The sequence below is a fragment of the Klebsiella sp. ME-303 genome, from assembly GCF_007910085.1.
GTDB lineage: Bacteria > Pseudomonadota > Gammaproteobacteria > Enterobacterales > Enterobacteriaceae > Klebsiella > Klebsiella michiganensis.
In genome coordinates, this window is the sequence record NZ_VOJB01000068.1 from 66,061 (window position 1) to 81,983 (window position 15,923).

Below are 15,923 nucleotides of genomic sequence, written 5' to 3' on the forward strand. Positions count from 1 at the left end.
TAGCAGAAGGGCAATCAACCGTAGCGGCCAGTAATATAATCTTCAGTTTGCTTCTTAGCGGGCTTGGTAAACAGATCGTCCGTGTTGCTGAATTCAATCAGCTCGCCAAGATACATAAATGCCGTATGGTCGGAGCAACGCGCGGCCTGCTGCATGTTGTGGGTCACGATAACGACGGTGTAATCCTGTTTCAGTTCAGTGATCAGCTCTTCAATACGCCCGGTAGAGATCGGGTCCAGCGCCGAGCAGGGCTCATCCAGCAGCAGAACTTCCGGACGAATAGCGATACCGCGCGCGATGCACAGACGCTGCTGCTGGCCACCGGAGAGAGAATATCCGCTCTGATGCAGTTTATCTTTGGTTTCATTCCACAATGCGGCTTTGGTCAATGCCCACTGCACGCGCTCATCCATATCCGTGCGGGAAAGCTTCTCAAACAGGCGCACGCCAAAGGCGATGTTGTCATAAATCGACATCGGGAACGGCGTCGGCTTCTGGAACACCATCCCCACTTTGGCGCGCAGCAGGGCGATATCCTGGGTGTTGGTCAGAATATTATCGCCATCGAGCAGAATTTCGCCTTCCGCACGCTGCTCCGGGTACAGCTCAAACATTTTGTTGAACGTACGCAGCAGCGTGGATTTACCGCAGCCTGACGGTCCGATAAACGCCGTAACCTGGTTTTTGGTAATATCCAGGTTGATGTTTTTCAGGGCATGGAATTTTCCGTAGTAGAAATTCAGGTTACGAACTGAAAGTTTACCCGGGGTCGCATTCACCATACTCATCTCGTTCTTTTCCTCATTCGGCGCCGCGTTTCGCCGCGCCGCAAAAATTAACCGTGTTTATTCTTCGCGAAAACAACGCGCGCCAGAATGTTCAGCAGCAATACGCACAGGGTGATAATCAAGACCCCGGCCCATGCCAGTTGCTGCCACTCCGCAAAGGGACTCATGGCAAATTTGAAAATCGTCACCGGCAGGTTAGCAATCGGCTGCATCATATCGGTGCTCCAGAACTGGTTGGAGAGCGCGGTAAACAGCAGCGGCGCCGTTTCCCCGGCGATACGGGCGATGGCCAGCAGAATACCGGTCATAATGCCCGATACCGATGCTTTCAGGGTGATCGCAGAGATCATGCGCCACTTCGGCGTACCCAACGCATATGCCGCCTCACGCAGGCTGTCCGGAACCAGCTTCAGCATGTTTTCAGTGGTACGAATAACGATAGGTACCTGCAGCAGCGCCAGCGCAATCACGCCCGCCCAGCCGGAAAAGTGCTGCATCTGCGCAACGACGATGGTGTAAACAAACAGACCGACGACAATCGACGGCGCGGAAAGCAGGATATCGTTAATAAAACGAATCACTTCGGCCAGCAAGGATTTACGGCCATATTCCGCCAGATAAATCCCCGCCAGAATCCCCAGCGGGGTACCGATAACCGTCGACCAGAGGATCAGCAATCCGCTGCCCGCCAGGGCGTTTGCCAGACCACCGCCCGCCGTATTTGGCGGCGGCGTCATTTCAGTAAACAGCGCCAGGCTCATGCCGTCGATGCCGCGGGTGACGGTGGACATCAGGATCCAGATCAGCCAGAACAGACCAAACGCCATGGTCGCCATCGATAGCGTCAGGGCGAGACGGTTTTTCATGCGGCGTTTTGCCTGCATTTTGCGACGGGATTCCGCCAGCTCCGCGGTGGTTTGTAATTCAATCGTCGCCATTAGCGAGCCCCCTCATTCTTAGCCAGGCGCATGATCATAAACTTCGATGCGGCCAGAACAATAAAGGTGATAACGAACAGAATCAGGCCCAGCTCCATCAATGCGGCAACGTGCAGTCCGGTTTCCGCTTCGGCAAACTCATTCGCCAGCGCGGAGGTAATGCTGTTGCCCGGCATATATAACGAAGCGCTATCAAGCTGGTAGGTGTTGCCGATAATAAAGGTCACCGCCATGGTTTCCCCCAGCGCGCGCCCCAGACCGAGCATTACCCCGCCAATCACGCCGTTTTTGGTGAAAGGCAGAACGATACGCCAGATAACTTCCCACGTTGTGCAGCCGATACCGTAGGCGGACTCTTTCATCATCACCGGCGTCTGTTCAAAGACGTCACGCATAACGGCCGCGATGTAAGGAATGATCATGATGGCCAGAATCACGCCCGCCGCCAGAATACCGATACCAAATGCCGGGCCCGCAAAGAGCGCGCCAACGAACGGAATGGTCGACAGAACGTTGCCAACCGGCTCCTGAAAATAGGTCGCAAACAGCGGGGCGAAAATAAACAGGCCCCACATGCCGTAAACGATACTGGGGATCGCGGCCAGCAGCTCAATAGCGATACCCAGCGGACGCTTCAGCCAGGCGGGTGACAGTTCCGTCAGGAACAGCGCGATACCGAAGCTCACCGGTACGGCGATCAGCAGCGCGATAAATGAGGTGACCAGCGTCCCGTAAATGGGTACCAGGGCGCCGAAAATCTGGTTCGGTGCATCCCACTCTTTGGTCCACAGAAAGGCAAAGCCAAATTTCTCAATGCTTGGCCAGGACGAGATGATAAGGGAGACGATGATGCCGCCAAGCATCAATAGCACAATCAGCGCCGCCAGTTTTACCAGCACGCTGAAAATTATGTCACCCTTTTTCCCCGGAGGGTTAAATGCCGGCTTGGTTGCAGCCATAAGTTACTCTTCAGTTTCGGGCCAGAAAAAATCGTAGTTTACTGATCTTTCTGGCAAAGGTAATGCCATACCCTAAATAATTCGAGCTGCAGGCAGGCAGCTGGCTTGTGGATCCCCGGGAACATAGATGGGCTATGTGACCGGGGTGAACAAGCGCTGCCAACGCACCTGTAGCTCGAAGGCTGACGGGTATTAGTACAGCGCTTTACCGCTGCTGTCCTTTACGTTGGTCTTCCATGCCGCGCGAACTTGCTCAACCACGCTTTCCGGCAGGGTGGCATAATCCAGCGCGTTGGCTTCTTTACCGCCGTTTTTATACGCCCAGTCGAAGAACTTCAGCACTTCGGCGGTCTGCTCTGGCTTGTTGGAAGCCTTGTGAACCAGAATGAACGTGGTTGAAGTGATCGGCCATGCGTTGTCGCCTTTCTGATTCGTCAGATCCTGTGCAAAGGATTTGCTCCAGTCGATTTCTTTCGCCGCGTTAGCGAAGTTATCTTCAGTCGGGCTCACCGGCTTGCCATCGGCGGACAGCAGTTTGGTGTAAGCGAGGTTGTTCTGTTTTGCATAGGCATATTCTACGTAGCCGATAGAGCCCGGCAGACGCTGAACGAACGCGGCGATGCCGTCGTTGCCTTTACCGCCCAGACCGGTCGGCCAGTTAACGGTTGAGCCCGCGCCGATTTTAGATTTCCACTCTTCGTTCACCTTCGCCAGATAGCTGGTGAAAACGAAGGAAGTACCGGAACCATCGGCACGACGAACCACCGCGATGTTCTGAGAAGGCAGCTTCATGCCCGGGTTGAGCTTAGCAATCGCCGCGTCATCCCATTTTTTGATTTTGCCCAGGTAGATATCACCCAGCGTTTTACCGTCAAGCACCAGCTCACCGGATTTCACGCCAGGCAGGTTAATTGCCAGCACTACGCCGCCGATAACGGTCGGGAACTGGAACAGACCTTCCTGAGCCAGCTTGTCATCAGCAAGAGGGGCATCAGAAGCACCGAAGTCTACGGTGTTGGCCGTAATTTGTTTTACGCCGCCAGAGGAGCCGATACCCTGGTAATTGACTTTATTACCCGTTTCCTTGTTATAGGTATCTGCCCATTTGGCATACACCGGCGCGGGGAAAGTTGCACCTGCGCCAGTCAGGCTTGCTGCTGCAAAAACAGAGAAAGCGCTCATCGATAAGGTCGCGGCGACAACTGTTGCGACGGTGGTACGCATAACGTTCATAATGTCTCCTGCTGGATTCGTAAACCATTGTTTCGAAGCTATGGTGAGCAAAATAGGACAAACAGGTGACAGTAAAATGTACGAATTATTACAGTTTTATGACAAGCAAAAAGACGGGAATTTACGTTAAATAAAAACAATACAAATCATATTGTTACTATGGTTAATGATAGAAAGATTAGCGGAAAATTTTATTTTTATGACAGCGAAAAAGCGTCTCAAAAATGACAGGCTGTCATAAAGCGGGTGGGATCTCGCCGTTCACCGCAAATAAAAAGGGCCGCCGGACGGCAGCCCTTTCAACGCTGTAAAATCGTTATTCCACGGTAACGGATTTCGCCAGGTTACGCGGCTGGTCAACGTCAGTCCCTTTGATCAGCGCGACGTGATACGCCAGCAGCTGCAGCGGTACGGTATAGAAAATTGGCGCGATCGCCTCTTCAACATGGGGCATCTCAATGATGTGCATATTGTCGCTGCCGGTGAAACCCGCATCGCCGTCAGCAAAAACGTACAGCTGGCCGCCGCGAGCGCGAACCTCTTCAATGTTGGATTTCAATTTTTCCAGCAGTTCGTTGTTCGGCGCGACCACCACCACCGGCATTTCAGCGTCAATCAGCGCCAGCGGACCATGCTTCAGCTCGCCGGCAGCATAGGCTTCCGCATGAATATAGGAGATCTCTTTCAGCTTCAGCGCCCCTTCCAGGGCAATGGGATACTGATCGCCGCGGCCAAGGAACAGCGCGTGGTGTTTGTCAGAGAAGTTCTCAGCCAGCGCCTCAATACGCTTGTCCTGCGAAAGCACCTGCTCAATGCGGCTCGGCAGCGCCTGCAGGCCATGCACGATATCATGTTCAATCGACGCATCCTGGCCTTTGAGACGCGCCAGTTTCGCCACCAGCATCAGCAGAACGGTCAGCTGCGTCGTGAAGGCTTTAGTCGAGGCGACGCCAATTTCCGTCCCGGCGTTGGTCATCATCGCCAGATCGGACTCACGCACCAGGGATGATCCAGGCACGTTACAAATCGCCAGCGACCCCAGATAGCCCAGCTCTTTCGACAGGCGCAGGCCGGCGAGGGTGTCCGCCGTCTCGCCGGACTGAGAGAGGGTGATCATCAGGCTGTTGCGACGTACGGCCGATTTGCGATAGCGGAACTCGGAGGCGATTTCAACATCGCACGGCACCCCTGCCAGCGACTCAAACCAGTAGCGGGACACCATACCTGAGTTGTAGGAGGTGCCGCAGGCGATGATCTGAATATGCTCGACCTTAGACAGCAGCTCGTTAGCCTGCGGGCCCAGCTCGCTTAAATCAACCTCGCCGTGGCTAATGCGCCCGGAGAGGGTATTTTTGATGGCGTTCGGCTGCTCGTAGATCTCTTTCTGCATATAGTGACGATAGATACCTTTATCGCCCGCGTCGTACTGCAGACTGGATTCAATATCCGGGCGCTGCACTTCGGCGCCGGATTTATCAAAGAGAGTCACGGAACGGCGGGTGACTTCCGCAATATCGCCCTCTTCGAGGAAGATAAAGCGGCGGGTAACCGGCAGCAGCGCCAGCTGATCGGAGGCAATGAAGTTTTCCCCCATCCCCAGGCCAATCACCAGCGGGCTTCCTGAACGAGCGGCCAGCAGCGTACCCGGATCGCGGGAATCCATGATCACGGTACCGTAAGCGCCGCGCAGCTGCGGGATAGTCCGCAGAACCGCATCACGCAGAGTACCGCCCTGTTCCAGCTCCCAGTGAACCAGGTGCGCAATAACCTCCGTGTCAGTCTCGGAGGCGAAAACGTAGCCCCTCGACTGCAACAGCTCGCGCAGCGGCTCATGGTTTTCGATGATCCCGTTATGCACCACCACAATATGGTCAGAAACATGCGGATGCGCGTTACCTTCAGACGGTTCGCCGTGCGTCGCCCAGCGGGTATGGGCAATCCCGGTACCGCCGTGCAACGGATGTTCTTCCAGCGCCTGGGCCAGCATCTGTACTTTCCCGAGACGGCGAACGCGGTTCATATGACCTTCGTTATCGACGACGGCCAGACCGGCGGAGTCATAACCGCGGTATTCCAGACGACGTAAACCTTCGAGAAGGATTTCAGCAATATCACGCTGCGCGACTGCGCCAACAATTCCACACATAGTTTTTAATTCCGATTTTGGCTGTATGCCATACGTTGTCGGTCAACCTGTTTACCCGTATTTTCGGGCGCCCCGAGCCTTGTAGAGAGTGGGGTTATTTTTATGGGTACTGCCGTGGGGGGAGGATTATTTTATCCCCTCACCCCGCTCTTTCCCCCGAAAAGGGCGAAAGAGAAATAGCGTTACTTTTTCTTCACCGGGCGCTGCCAGCCCTGTTTATGAACCTGCGGCACGCGGCTTAACACTAATTCATTATCGGCAACGTTACGCGTTACCGTTGTTCCTGCGGCAATGGTGACCCCCTTGCCGACGGTCACCGGAGCGACCAGCTGGCTGTCTGAGCCAACAAACACGTCATCGCCGATCACTGTTTTATGCTTATTTGCGCCATCATAGTTACAGGTGATGGTGCCCGCGCCGATATTCACGTTATCACCTATCTCGGCGTCTCCGAGATAGGAGAGATGCCCGGCCTTCGTGCCTTTACCCAGACGCGCCTTTTTAATTTCGACAAAGTTGCCGACGTGCGCGCCTTCGAGAAGCTCCGCGCCAGGGCGCAACCGTGCGAACGGCCCAATGGTACAGGCGGCCTCAAGATGAGCATCCTCTACCACGGTATAGGGGCTGATCTCGCAATCATCACCAATGGTGCTGTTCTTGATGACGCAGCCGGTGCCAATCTTTACCCGATCCCCCAGTACCACGTCACCTTCGAAGATAACGTTAGTATCAATTTCGACATCGCGCCCGTGTTTCAGCACGCCGCGCAGATCAAAACGCGCCGGATCGCGCAGCATAACGCCCGCGAGCAGCAGTTCTTCAGCCTTTTCAGACTGCCAGACGCGCTCAAGACGAGAGAGCTGCAGGCGGTTATTCACGCCTTCCACTTCGCTTAGACGCTGAGGATGAACAGCGGCAATTTCACGACCTTCTTCATAGGCCATGGCGATAATATCGGTGATGTAGTATTCACCCTGAACGTTGTTGTTGGTGAGCTTAGCCAGCCAGCGTTTAAGATCCGCGCCATTGGCGACCAGAATCCCGGTATTAATTTCCTGAATCCGGCGCTGCTCGTCGCTGGCGTCTTTATGCTCGACAATGCCCGTCACCGCTCCGTTATCGCGCGTAATGCGGCCGTAGCCGGTCGGATCGTCAAGCTTCACCGTCAACAGACCGATGCCGCCCTGCGGTTTCGCTTCCCGCAGACGCTTCAATGTTTCGACGGAAATGAGCGGCACGTCGCCGTACAGCATCAGGATATCTTCATCATCGCTGAAGAAGGGCGCCGCCTGCTGCATGGCGTGGCCGGTACCTAGCTGTTCGGCCTGCAGGACCCAGTTGAGGTTGTCTTCGTGCAGCGTCTGGCGAAGCAGATCGCCGCCGTGTCCATACACCAGATGTACGGCGGAAGCGCCTAATTCTTTAGCTGCATCAATAACATGCTGCACCATTGGCTTCCCGGCCAGCGAATGCAACACCTTAGGAAGATCGGAATACATGCGGGTACCTTTGCCAGCGGCAAGAATAACCACGCTCATCGGACTGTTTGACATACGCATCCTGACTGCTGTTGGAACGAAAAGTAAAAGCCTTTCACGTTGAAATATCTACATATTTTTCATCATGAAACGAGACGAAGATAAAACGCACAAGCGTAACGCTATACACCATTTTAGGTGGGTATTTTTAGTCAGCGCAAACCCGTTTAGCGCAAAAAAAGCATTTTAATGAGTGGCAATGCCGGCTATCCCTCTGCTTTTGCTGTTTTTTTGGCGGGTAAATAAAGAAAAGTCATAAAATAAAACACAGTTTTAATATTCATTAATTGTGACGTGATAAATAGAAACGCCATTTCATTTTCCTGATAATGCCGGTTAATAATTACCCAGGAGAAAAGAATGAATAACAAAATACCTTTGGCATTAACCCTTTGCAGTACGATGATCGCGCTACCGCTGCAGGCCAACGAAGGTCATCAGTGGCGGGCAATCGCCTTTGGGCAATCTACCGACAGCAATTTTTCCTCGAATGTTCTGCCGGAAAAAATTGGCGTCAACGATGTCACCATCGCCGGAAAAAAACTGACGCCGCAGGACGTCGCCGACCTCAGCCAGCCCATTACCATCGAGAGCCGGGGAGGTAAAATAGCCAATTCTCACGACGGACTGACCTTCTTTTACACCCGGCTACCGACCAGCCAGAATTTTATCCTGCAGGCTACGGTGACCGTCAATCAGTTTGGCCCGGAAAATGGCGCGCGTCCTGCGGCACAGGAAGGAGCAGGACTACTGGTGCGCGATGTAATAGGAGTTCCGCGTCAACAGCCGCTGAAGGTCGGTTACGAAGAGTTTCCGGCGGCATCCAATATGGTGATGAACGCCATTATGACGCAGGATAAAAAAGATGGCTCACATATCAAATTGCAGGCTATCAGCCGGGAAGGGATAACCCAACCGTGGGGCAATGCGGGCGCATCAATAAAGCGTCAGAGCTATAAAGAGAAAATCGATATCCAGCAAACGCCGACGTTCCAGCTCAGACTGGAACGCACCAACGACGGGTTTATTACCTCATGGGCAGCAACGGGCAGCGAGGAATGGGTGAGCCAGCAGGTTCCGCACGCCGATCTGGTTGCCCGGCAGGATAAAGAACATTACTACGTCGGCTTCTTCGCCTCACGTAATGCAAAAATCACCGTCAGCAACGCCTCGCTCACCACCTCAGCGGCACATACGGTTCCCTCCGCGCCGTATGTCGCTAAAGGCTGGCCGCCGGTTATGCAAATTGCTTCGGGAACAGTAAGCCAGAGCAAAGCTTACATCCTACAGGCGCGCACCAACAGCGATGGGCGCATCACCGTTCGTCAGGATGAAGTGGTGATCGGGCAGGATAAAACCGTGAAGGCCGGGGAAATGTTTACCCAGCCTGCCGTACTGAAAGATAAAAGCACGTTCGAAATCCGCTTCACCCCGGCCACCGGCGCTGAAACGCTGACCCAGACGCTGACGGTTGAACAGAGTCCCCATGTGACAGGCAATACGCTCTACGCCGCGCCAGAGGGACAACCTCAGGCAAAAGGGACGGCGGACTCGCCGCTGGATTTCGCCTCCGCTATCAAACTCGTCCCGCCCGGCGGGCAAATTGTATTAGCCGCCGGAGATTACCCGCAAACGACCATTCCTGTCAGCGCCAGCGGCCTGAAGGACAAAATCAAAACGCTAAAAGCCGACGGAAAAGCGGTGATTCACGGGCTGCTGCTGGATGCCAGCTACTGGCATATCGATGGGATTGAGATTACGGACAAGAGCCTGCGCGTACAGGGCAGCCATAACCTGATCGAGAACGTCACCGCGTATCGTAACGATGATACCGGCATTCAAATTTCCTCTCCGGCGGATGTTGGACGCCCGCTGTGGGCCAGCTTTAACCGGGTAGTGAATTCTGAATCCTTTAGTAACGAGGATCCGGGCAAAATTAACGCCGACGGCTTCGCGGTGAAAATGCGCGTAGGAGAGGGTAACCGGCTGGAGGGCTGTTACTCGCACGATAATATCGACGACGGTTTCGACCTGTTTAATAAAATTGAGGACGGTGCAAACGGCGTTGTGGCGATCGAGAACTCTATTGCCCGCAATAATACCAGTAACGGGTTTAAGCTCGGTGGGGAAGGGCAGCCGGTCGCCCACGAGGTACGTAACAGCATCGCCATCGATAACCATCTGGACGGTTTTACCGACAACTTTAACCCCGGCAAGCTGGTGGTGGTTAACAACGTCGCGGTAGATAACCAGCGCTTTAACTACCTGTTCCGCCCGAGTCCGTACGGTGCGCCGGAAACGCAGGGCACCTTCAGCGAGAACCTTTCCCTGCGCAGCCAGCCTGGGAAATATGACGATGCCGTTGTCGGGAATGTTGACGATAGCAACTATTTTATCCACGGCGGCAGAAGCATCAACGCTCAGGGCAAGCGCATTAACAGCGCCGATTATCAGACGCTGGCGCTGCCGGACCCACTGACGCGTGAGGCCGACGGCAGCTTCAACACCGGTAACTTCCTCAGCCGCAACTAACCCGCTATACGTGAAAAACATAAAGGTCGCCCTGGGGCGACCTTTTCACTTTCTGTCTGTTTCACACCGCATGTGTTGTCGTTTTAGTTAGCGGTACAGCGCAAAAACAGTCTGGAAAGTTGACTTCTTAGTGGTTGAACGTACCGAAGGTTACGTTCATAGCACTGAAGAAAGCGACGATTTTATTAAGCAGTTTCATGATCTCTTCCTGGATAGCGATTACGTTTTTGATGAATTTTTTTGTGACTCACATCACAAAAACAAGTCTACGCTTCATCTTTTAAACGATCAACAAAAATGAGACACGCATCACAAATTTTTAAACCCGCTTTTTAGTTTTGCTTTTTCTGAAACGAAGCCATAAAAAAAGCCAGCCTGGAAACCAGACTGGCTTTTAGCGTTCAAGCCGGTGTTACATCGCTTTTTTGGTCAACTCGATAACGCGCAGTTTAGCGATCGCTTTGGCCAGTTCCGCAGACGCCTGAGCGTAGTCCACGTCACCATGAGAGCTCTTAATGTGCTCTTCAGCCTTACGTTTCGCTTCCAGGGCTCGCGCTTCGTCGAGATCCTGGCCACGAATTGCCGTATCAGCCAGAACGGTCGTGCTACCCGGCTGCACTTCAAGAATGCCGCCTGACAGGTAGATAAATTCTTCGTGACCGTGCTGCTTAACGATGCGAATCATACCAGGCTTAATGGCGGTGAGCAGCGGCGCGTGCCCCGGGTAAATACCCAGTTCACCTTCGCTACCCGTTACCTGGATTTTCTCGACCAGACCAGAGAACATTTGTTTCTCTGCGCTGACGACGTCCAGGTGGTAAGTCATTGCCATATCACCCTCCGATTAAGGCGTTAAAGTTTTTTGGCTTTTTCCACGGCTTCGTCGATAGAACCGACCATGTAGAACGCCTGCTCCGGCAGGTGATCGTATTCGCCTTCCATGATGCCTTTAAAGCCACGGATGGTGTCTTTCAGGGAGACGTATTTGCCCGGAGAACCGGTAAATACTTCTGCCACGAAGAACGGCTGGGACAGGAAGCGCTGAATCTTACGCGCGCGAGCTACCACCAGTTTATCTTCTTCAGACAGTTCATCCATACCCAGGATGGCGATGATGTCTTTCAGTTCCTGATAACGCTGCAGGATGGACTGAACGCCACGAGCGGTGTCGTAGTGCTCCTGACCAACAACCAGCGGATCCAGCTGACGGCTGGTGGAGTCCAGCGGGTCAACTGCCGGATAGATACCCAGAGAAGCGATCTGACGGCTCAGTACCACGGTTGCGTCAAGGTGCGCAAAGGTGGTGGCTGGAGACGGGTCAGTCAAGTCATCCGCGGGTACGTATACCGCCTGTACGGAAGTGATAGAGCCGGTTTTGGTGGAGGTGATACGTTCCTGCAGAACGCCCATCTCTTCCGCCAGAGTCGGCTGGTAACCTACCGCTGAAGGCATACGGCCCAGCAGTGCGGATACTTCAGTACCGGCCAGGGTGTAACGATAGATGTTATCGACGAACAGCAGAACGTCACGACCTTCGTCACGGAACTTCTCAGCCATGGTCAGGCCGGTCAGCGCAACGCGCAGACGGTTTCCCGGCGGCTCGTTCATCTGGCCATACACCAGGGATACTTTATCGATAACGTTGGAGTCGGTCATTTCGTGGTAGAAGTCGTTACCCTCACGAGTACGTTCACCTACGCCCGCAAACACGGAGTAACCGGAGTGCTCGATCGCGATGTTACGGATCAGCTCCATCATGTTTACGGTTTTACCTACACCCGCACCACCGAACAGACCAACTTTACCGCCCTTCGCAAACGGACACATCAGGTCGATAACTTTGATGCCGGTTTCCAGCAGTTCCTGAGAGTTTGACAACTCTTCGTAGGAAGGTGCTGCGCGGTGGATAGCCCAACGCTCTTCTTCACCGATGTCGCCTTTCATGTCTACCGGTTGGCCCAGTACGTTCATGATACGACCCAGCGTTGCTTTACCTACCGGGACTTCGATCGGATGCTCGAGGTCTTTTACTTCCAGACCGCGACGCAGACCGTCGGAAGAACCCATGGCGATGGTACGAACAATACCGCCGCCGAGCTGCTGCTGAACTTCCAGCACCAGATTCTCACTACCATTTTGTACCTCAAGAGCCTCGTACACGCGCGGTACGGCATCCTGAGGGAATTCGACGTCGACCACGGCGCCGATTACCTGGACAATTTTTCCAGTAGCCATCTTGAATCCTCTACGAATTAACCTGGTTATACCGCGGATGCTCCACCGACGATCTCGGTGAGTTCCTGAGTAATGCTGGCCTGACGAGCTTTGTTGTATACCAACTGCAGCTCTTTAATCAGGCTGCCGCCATTGTCGGTCGCGGCTTTCATCGCCACCATACGTGCGGCCTGCTCGCTGGCCAGGTTTTCTACCACGCCCTGATAAACCTGAGATTCCACATAACGGCGCAGCAGGGTATCCAGCAGCGCTTTCGGATCGGGTTCATACAGGTAATCCCAGGATTTACGCTTCAACTCACCATCTTCTGAAGCCGGTAACGGCAGCAGCTGAGTGATGGTTGGAACCTGAGACATGGTGTTAATAAATTTGTTGCTGACAATATACAGCTTGTCCAGACGGCCTTCATCGTAGGCCTGCAACATCACTTTTACCGGACCAATCAGTTCGGACAGGGATGGGTTATCCCCCATACCCGTCACCTGGGCGACGACATTACCGCTAACGGAATTAAAGAACGACACGCCCTTGGAGCCGATCATTGCGAGTTCGCACTGAACGCCTTTATCGGACCATGCTTTCATTTCCGCCAGCAGCTTTTTGAACAGGTTAATGTTCAAGCCACCGCACAGACCACGGTCGGTAGACACCACCAGGTAGCCCACGCGTTTAACGTCGCGTTCTTCCAGGTAAGGGTGCTTATATTCCAGATTACCGTTCGCAAGGTGACCGATCACTTTGCGCATCGTATCTGCATAAGGACGGCTGGCCGCCATACGCTCCTGCGATTTACGCATTTTGGAAGCGGCGACCATTTCCATCGCTTTAGTGATCTTTTGCGTGTTCTGGACGCTTGCGATCTTACTACGTATCTCTTTTGCGCCGGCCATGAGCTTCTCCTCAATGCCTTGCGGCCTGCCCTAGAGCAAGCCGCCAGACTTTACCAGGATTGGGTTGCTTTGAAGGAATCGAGGATGCCTTTCAGCTTGCCTTCGATTTCGTCGTTATAGCCACCGGACTGGTTGATCTCTTGCATCAACGGAGCGTGATCACGGTCGACGTAAGCCAGCAGAGCGGCTTCAAAGCTACCGATTTTCGACAGCTCGACATCCGCCAGATAACCACGTTCTGCCGCGAACAGAACCAGAGACTGCTGCGCAACGGACATCGGCGCATACTGTTTCTGTTTCAGCAGTTCGGTCACTTTCTGACCGTGGTCCAGCTGCTTACGGGTTGCATCATCAAGGTCAGAGGCAAACTGGGAGAACGCCGCCAGTTCGCGATACTGTGCCAGAGCGGTACGAATACCACCGGACAGTTTCTTCATGATCTTGGTCTGAGCTGCACCACCAACACGGGATACGGAGATACCCGGGTTAACCGCAGGACGAATACCGGAGTTAAACAGGTTGGTTTCCAGGAAGATCTGACCATCGGTAATGGAAATTACGTTGGTCGGAACGAACGCAGAAACGTCACCCGCCTGGGTTTCGATAATCGGCAGCGCAGTCAGAGAACCGGTTTTACCCTTCACTTCACCTTTGGTGAAAGCTTCAACGTATTCGACGTTAACACGTGCAGCACGCTCCAGCAGACGAGAGTGGAGGTAGAATACGTCGCCCGGGAATGCTTCACGTCCAGGCGGACGGCGGAGCAGCAGGGAGATCTGACGATAAGCAACGGCCTGTTTAGACAGGTCATCATAAATGATCAGCGCATCTTCACCGCGGTCGCGGAAGTATTCACCCATTGCACAACCGGCGTACGGCGCCAGGTATTGCAGTGCGGCAGATTCAGATGCGGTTGCAACCACAACGATGGTGTTAGCCAGCGCGCCGTGTTCTTCCAGTTTACGTACCACGTTAGAAATCGTGGACGCTTTCTGGCCGATGGCTACGTAGACGCACTTGATGCCGGAATCACGTTGGTTGATGATGGCGTCAATAGCCAGCGCGGTTTTACCGGTCTGACGGTCGCCGATGATCAGTTCACGCTGTCCACGACCGATTGGGATCATGGCATCAACGGATTTATAACCGGTCTGCACCGGCTGATCGACGGACTGACGTTCGATTACGCCCGGCGCGATAGCTTCAACGGCGGAGAAGCCGTCGTGCTCCAGCGGACCTTTACCATCAATCGGTGCACCCAGGGTGTTAACCACACGTCCCAGCAGGCCGCGGCCAACCGGAACTTCAAGGATACGGCCAGTACATTTAACCTTCATACCTTCGGCGAGGTCAGCGTACGGACCCATCACAACTGCACCTACGGAGTCGCGCTCCAGGTTCAGTGCGATAGCGTAACGGTTACCCGGCAGAGCGATCATCTCACCCTGCATACAATCGGCCAGGCCGTGAATGCGGATAACACCGTCACTTACAGAAACGATAGTACCTTCGTTATGAGCCTCGCTCACAACATTGAACTGAGCAATGCGCTGCTTGATCAGTTCGCTGATTTCGGTGGAATTCAGTTGCATGCTCCAGTCCCCTTAAGACTGCAAGACGTCTGCAAGGCGTTCAAGACGGCCGCGTACGCTACCATCAATGACCATATCACCCGAACGGATGATTACGCCTGCCATTACAGACTTATCGATTTTGCAATTCAGCTTAACTTTGCGTGACAGACGTTTTTCCATCGCGGCGGTAATTTTCGCAAGCTGTTCGTCACTCATTTGAGCGGCAGAAATAACTTCTACCTCTGCGGTTGCCTCACTGGCAGCGCGCAGGTGAATGAACTGCTCGAGAACATCAGGGAGCGCTTTCAGACGACCATTTTCAGCCATCACCCGGATCAGGTTTTGACCATTTTCGTCCAGTTGCTCACCACAAACCGCGATAAACACATCAGAGAGCGTTTCCGGCGCCAGTGCGCCAGAGAGTAGCTCTGCCATTTCTTCGTTTTTAGTCACTTCAGCAACAAACGCCAGCATATCCTGCCAGCGTTCAACGCTGTTGTGTTCGACGGCAAAGTCAAAAGCTGCTTTGGCGTAGGGGCGAGCTACCGTTACAAATTCAGACATCAGCCCCTCCCTCCTTACAGTTCAGCGACAAGTTTATCCACGATGTCGCTGTTAGCAGCTTCATCCACGGAACGTTCGATGATCTTCTCGGCGCCAGCAACAGCCAGGATAGCAACCTGCTTACGCAGCTCCTCACGGGCACGTTTACGTTCGGCATCGATTTCAGCCTGCGCCTGTGCGACGATTTTGGTGCGTTCCTGTTCTGCTTCCGCTTTTGCTTCATCCAGGATCTGAGAGCGACGCTTGTTCGCCTGCTCGATGATTACCTGGGCTTCCGCTTTCGCTTTTTTCAGCTGGTCGGTCGCGTTGGCCTGTGCAAGGTCCAAATCTTTCTTAGCGCGTTCTGCAGAAGCTAAACCGTCAGAAATTTCTTTCTGGCGCTTTTCGATGGCAGCCATTAAAGGCGGCCATACATACTTCATGCAGAACCATACGAAGATAACAAACGCGATGGCCTGGCCGAGGATTGTTGCGTTCATGTTCACAGCACAATACCTCTTAAAAAATAACTCTGTGGCTTAGGTTT

The 15,923-nt window shown here is 53.7% G+C and carries 13 protein-coding genes; 1 reads left to right on the plus strand and 12 read right to left on the minus strand.

Annotation, left to right across the window (positions count from 1 at the left end):
- Window positions 1–14: 14 nt before the first annotated feature.
- The 6 genes from pstB to glmU all read right to left on the minus strand — a co-directional run bounded on the left by pstB (window position 15) and on the right by glmU (window position 7,617).
- On the minus strand, window positions 15–788 hold the full coding sequence (gene pstB, locus FQK12_RS09565; protein ID WP_004855746.1) for a phosphate ABC transporter ATP-binding protein PstB: 774 nt from the start codon (window positions 786–788) through the stop codon (window positions 15–17).
- A 47-nt stretch (window positions 789–835) separates the two neighbouring features.
- Complete coding sequence (gene pstA, locus FQK12_RS09570) at window positions 836–1,726, minus strand: phosphate ABC transporter permease PstA (RefSeq protein WP_004855748.1); 891 nt, start codon at window positions 1,724–1,726, stop codon at window positions 836–838.
- Window positions 1,726–2,685, minus strand: a complete 960-nt coding sequence (pstC, locus tag FQK12_RS09575; protein WP_004107261.1) for a phosphate ABC transporter permease PstC — start codon at window positions 2,683–2,685, stop codon at window positions 1,726–1,728. The genes pstA and pstC overlap by 1 nt, the downstream gene beginning before the upstream one ends.
- A gap of 192 nt (window positions 2,686–2,877) precedes the next feature.
- Complete coding sequence (gene pstS / locus FQK12_RS09580) at window positions 2,878–3,918, minus strand: phosphate ABC transporter substrate-binding protein PstS (protein ID WP_004127017.1); 1,041 nt, start codon at window positions 3,916–3,918, stop codon at window positions 2,878–2,880.
- Between the two features lie 316 nt (window positions 3,919–4,234).
- On the minus strand, window positions 4,235–6,064 hold the full coding sequence (gene glmS / locus FQK12_RS09585; protein WP_014227346.1) for a glutamine--fructose-6-phosphate transaminase (isomerizing): 1,830 nt from the start codon (window positions 6,062–6,064) through the stop codon (window positions 4,235–4,237).
- 182 nt (window positions 6,065–6,246) lie between these two features.
- Window positions 6,247–7,617, minus strand: a complete 1,371-nt coding sequence (gene glmU, locus FQK12_RS09590; RefSeq protein ID WP_014227347.1) for a bifunctional UDP-N-acetylglucosamine diphosphorylase/glucosamine-1-phosphate N-acetyltransferase GlmU — start codon at window positions 7,615–7,617, stop codon at window positions 6,247–6,249.
- A gap of 345 nt (window positions 7,618–7,962) precedes the next feature.
- Between glmU and FQK12_RS09595 the strand changes: the two genes are divergently transcribed.
- The gene (locus FQK12_RS09595) at window positions 7,963–10,134 is read left to right on the plus strand and encodes a right-handed parallel beta-helix repeat-containing protein (RefSeq protein WP_014227349.1); all 2,172 of its coding nucleotides are present in this window, start codon (window positions 7,963–7,965) and stop codon (window positions 10,132–10,134) included.
- 412 nt (window positions 10,135–10,546) lie between these two features.
- On the opposite strand, the gene FQK12_RS09600 is transcribed toward FQK12_RS09595, so the two are convergent.
- From FQK12_RS09600 to atpF, 6 genes are read right to left on the minus strand one after another with little or no spacing between them, the layout of a single operon-like run.
- Window positions 10,547–10,966, minus strand: a complete 420-nt coding sequence (locus FQK12_RS09600) for a F0F1 ATP synthase subunit epsilon (RefSeq protein ID WP_004107274.1) — start codon at window positions 10,964–10,966, stop codon at window positions 10,547–10,549.
- A gap of 20 nt (window positions 10,967–10,986) precedes the next feature.
- Complete coding sequence (atpD, locus tag FQK12_RS09605) at window positions 10,987–12,369, minus strand: F0F1 ATP synthase subunit beta (RefSeq protein ID WP_004107276.1); 1,383 nt, start codon at window positions 12,367–12,369, stop codon at window positions 10,987–10,989.
- A gap of 26 nt (window positions 12,370–12,395) precedes the next feature.
- Window positions 12,396–13,259 carry a F0F1 ATP synthase subunit gamma gene (gene atpG / locus FQK12_RS09610; RefSeq protein WP_004107278.1) on the minus strand — a complete coding sequence of 288 codons (864 nt, stop codon included), beginning with the start codon at window positions 13,257–13,259 and terminating at the stop codon, window positions 12,396–12,398.
- 50 nt (window positions 13,260–13,309) lie between these two features.
- Window positions 13,310–14,851, minus strand: coding sequence for a F0F1 ATP synthase subunit alpha (gene atpA, locus FQK12_RS09615; protein ID WP_004127029.1), 1,542 nt, complete (start codon window positions 14,849–14,851; stop codon window positions 13,310–13,312).
- Window positions 14,852–14,863: 12 nt separating this feature from the next.
- Window positions 14,864–15,397 carry a F0F1 ATP synthase subunit delta gene (atpH, locus tag FQK12_RS09620; protein ID WP_004855764.1) on the minus strand — a complete coding sequence of 178 codons (534 nt, stop codon included), beginning with the start codon at window positions 15,395–15,397 and terminating at the stop codon, window positions 14,864–14,866.
- Between the two features lie 14 nt (window positions 15,398–15,411).
- Entirely contained in the window at window positions 15,412–15,882 is a 471-nt protein-coding gene (gene atpF / locus FQK12_RS09625) for a F0F1 ATP synthase subunit B (protein WP_004107293.1), read from the minus strand.
- Window positions 15,883–15,923: the final 41 nt, after the last annotated feature.

What these genes read in the sequence shown, in the direction of transcription:
- atpG (WP_004107278.1), bottom strand. Translation starts at nt 13,259, where the DNA reads ATGGCCGGCGCAAAAGAGATACGTAGTAAGATCGCAAGCGTCCAGAAC.
- atpH (WP_004855764.1), bottom strand. Translation starts at nt 15,397, where the DNA reads ATGTCTGAATTTGTAACGGTAGCTCGCCCCTACGCCAAAGCAGCTTTT.
- FQK12_RS09595 (WP_014227349.1), top strand. Translation starts at nt 7,963, where the DNA reads ATGAATAACAAAATACCTTTGGCATTAACCCTTTGCAGTACGATGATC.
- pstB (WP_004855746.1), bottom strand. Translation starts at nt 788, where the DNA reads ATGAGTATGGTGAATGCGACCCCGGGTAAACTTTCAGTTCGTAACCTG.
- glmS (WP_014227346.1), bottom strand. Translation starts at nt 6,064, where the DNA reads ATGTGTGGAATTGTTGGCGCAGTCGCGCAGCGTGATATTGCTGAAATC.
- atpA (WP_004127029.1), bottom strand. Translation starts at nt 14,851, where the DNA reads ATGCAACTGAATTCCACCGAAATCAGCGAACTGATCAAGCAGCGCATT.
- atpD (WP_004107276.1), bottom strand. Translation starts at nt 12,369, where the DNA reads ATGGCTACTGGAAAAATTGTCCAGGTAATCGGCGCCGTGGTCGACGTC.
- pstA (WP_004855748.1), bottom strand. Translation starts at nt 1,726, where the DNA reads ATGGCGACGATTGAATTACAAACCACCGCGGAGCTGGCGGAATCCCGT.
- pstC (WP_004107261.1), bottom strand. Translation starts at nt 2,685, where the DNA reads ATGGCTGCAACCAAGCCGGCATTTAACCCTCCGGGGAAAAAGGGTGAC.
- pstS (WP_004127017.1), bottom strand. Translation starts at nt 3,918, where the DNA reads ATGAACGTTATGCGTACCACCGTCGCAACAGTTGTCGCCGCGACCTTA.
- FQK12_RS09600 (WP_004107274.1), bottom strand. Translation starts at nt 10,966, where the DNA reads ATGGCAATGACTTACCACCTGGACGTCGTCAGCGCAGAGAAACAAATG.
- glmU (WP_014227347.1), bottom strand. Translation starts at nt 7,617, where the DNA reads ATGTCAAACAGTCCGATGAGCGTGGTTATTCTTGCCGCTGGCAAAGGT.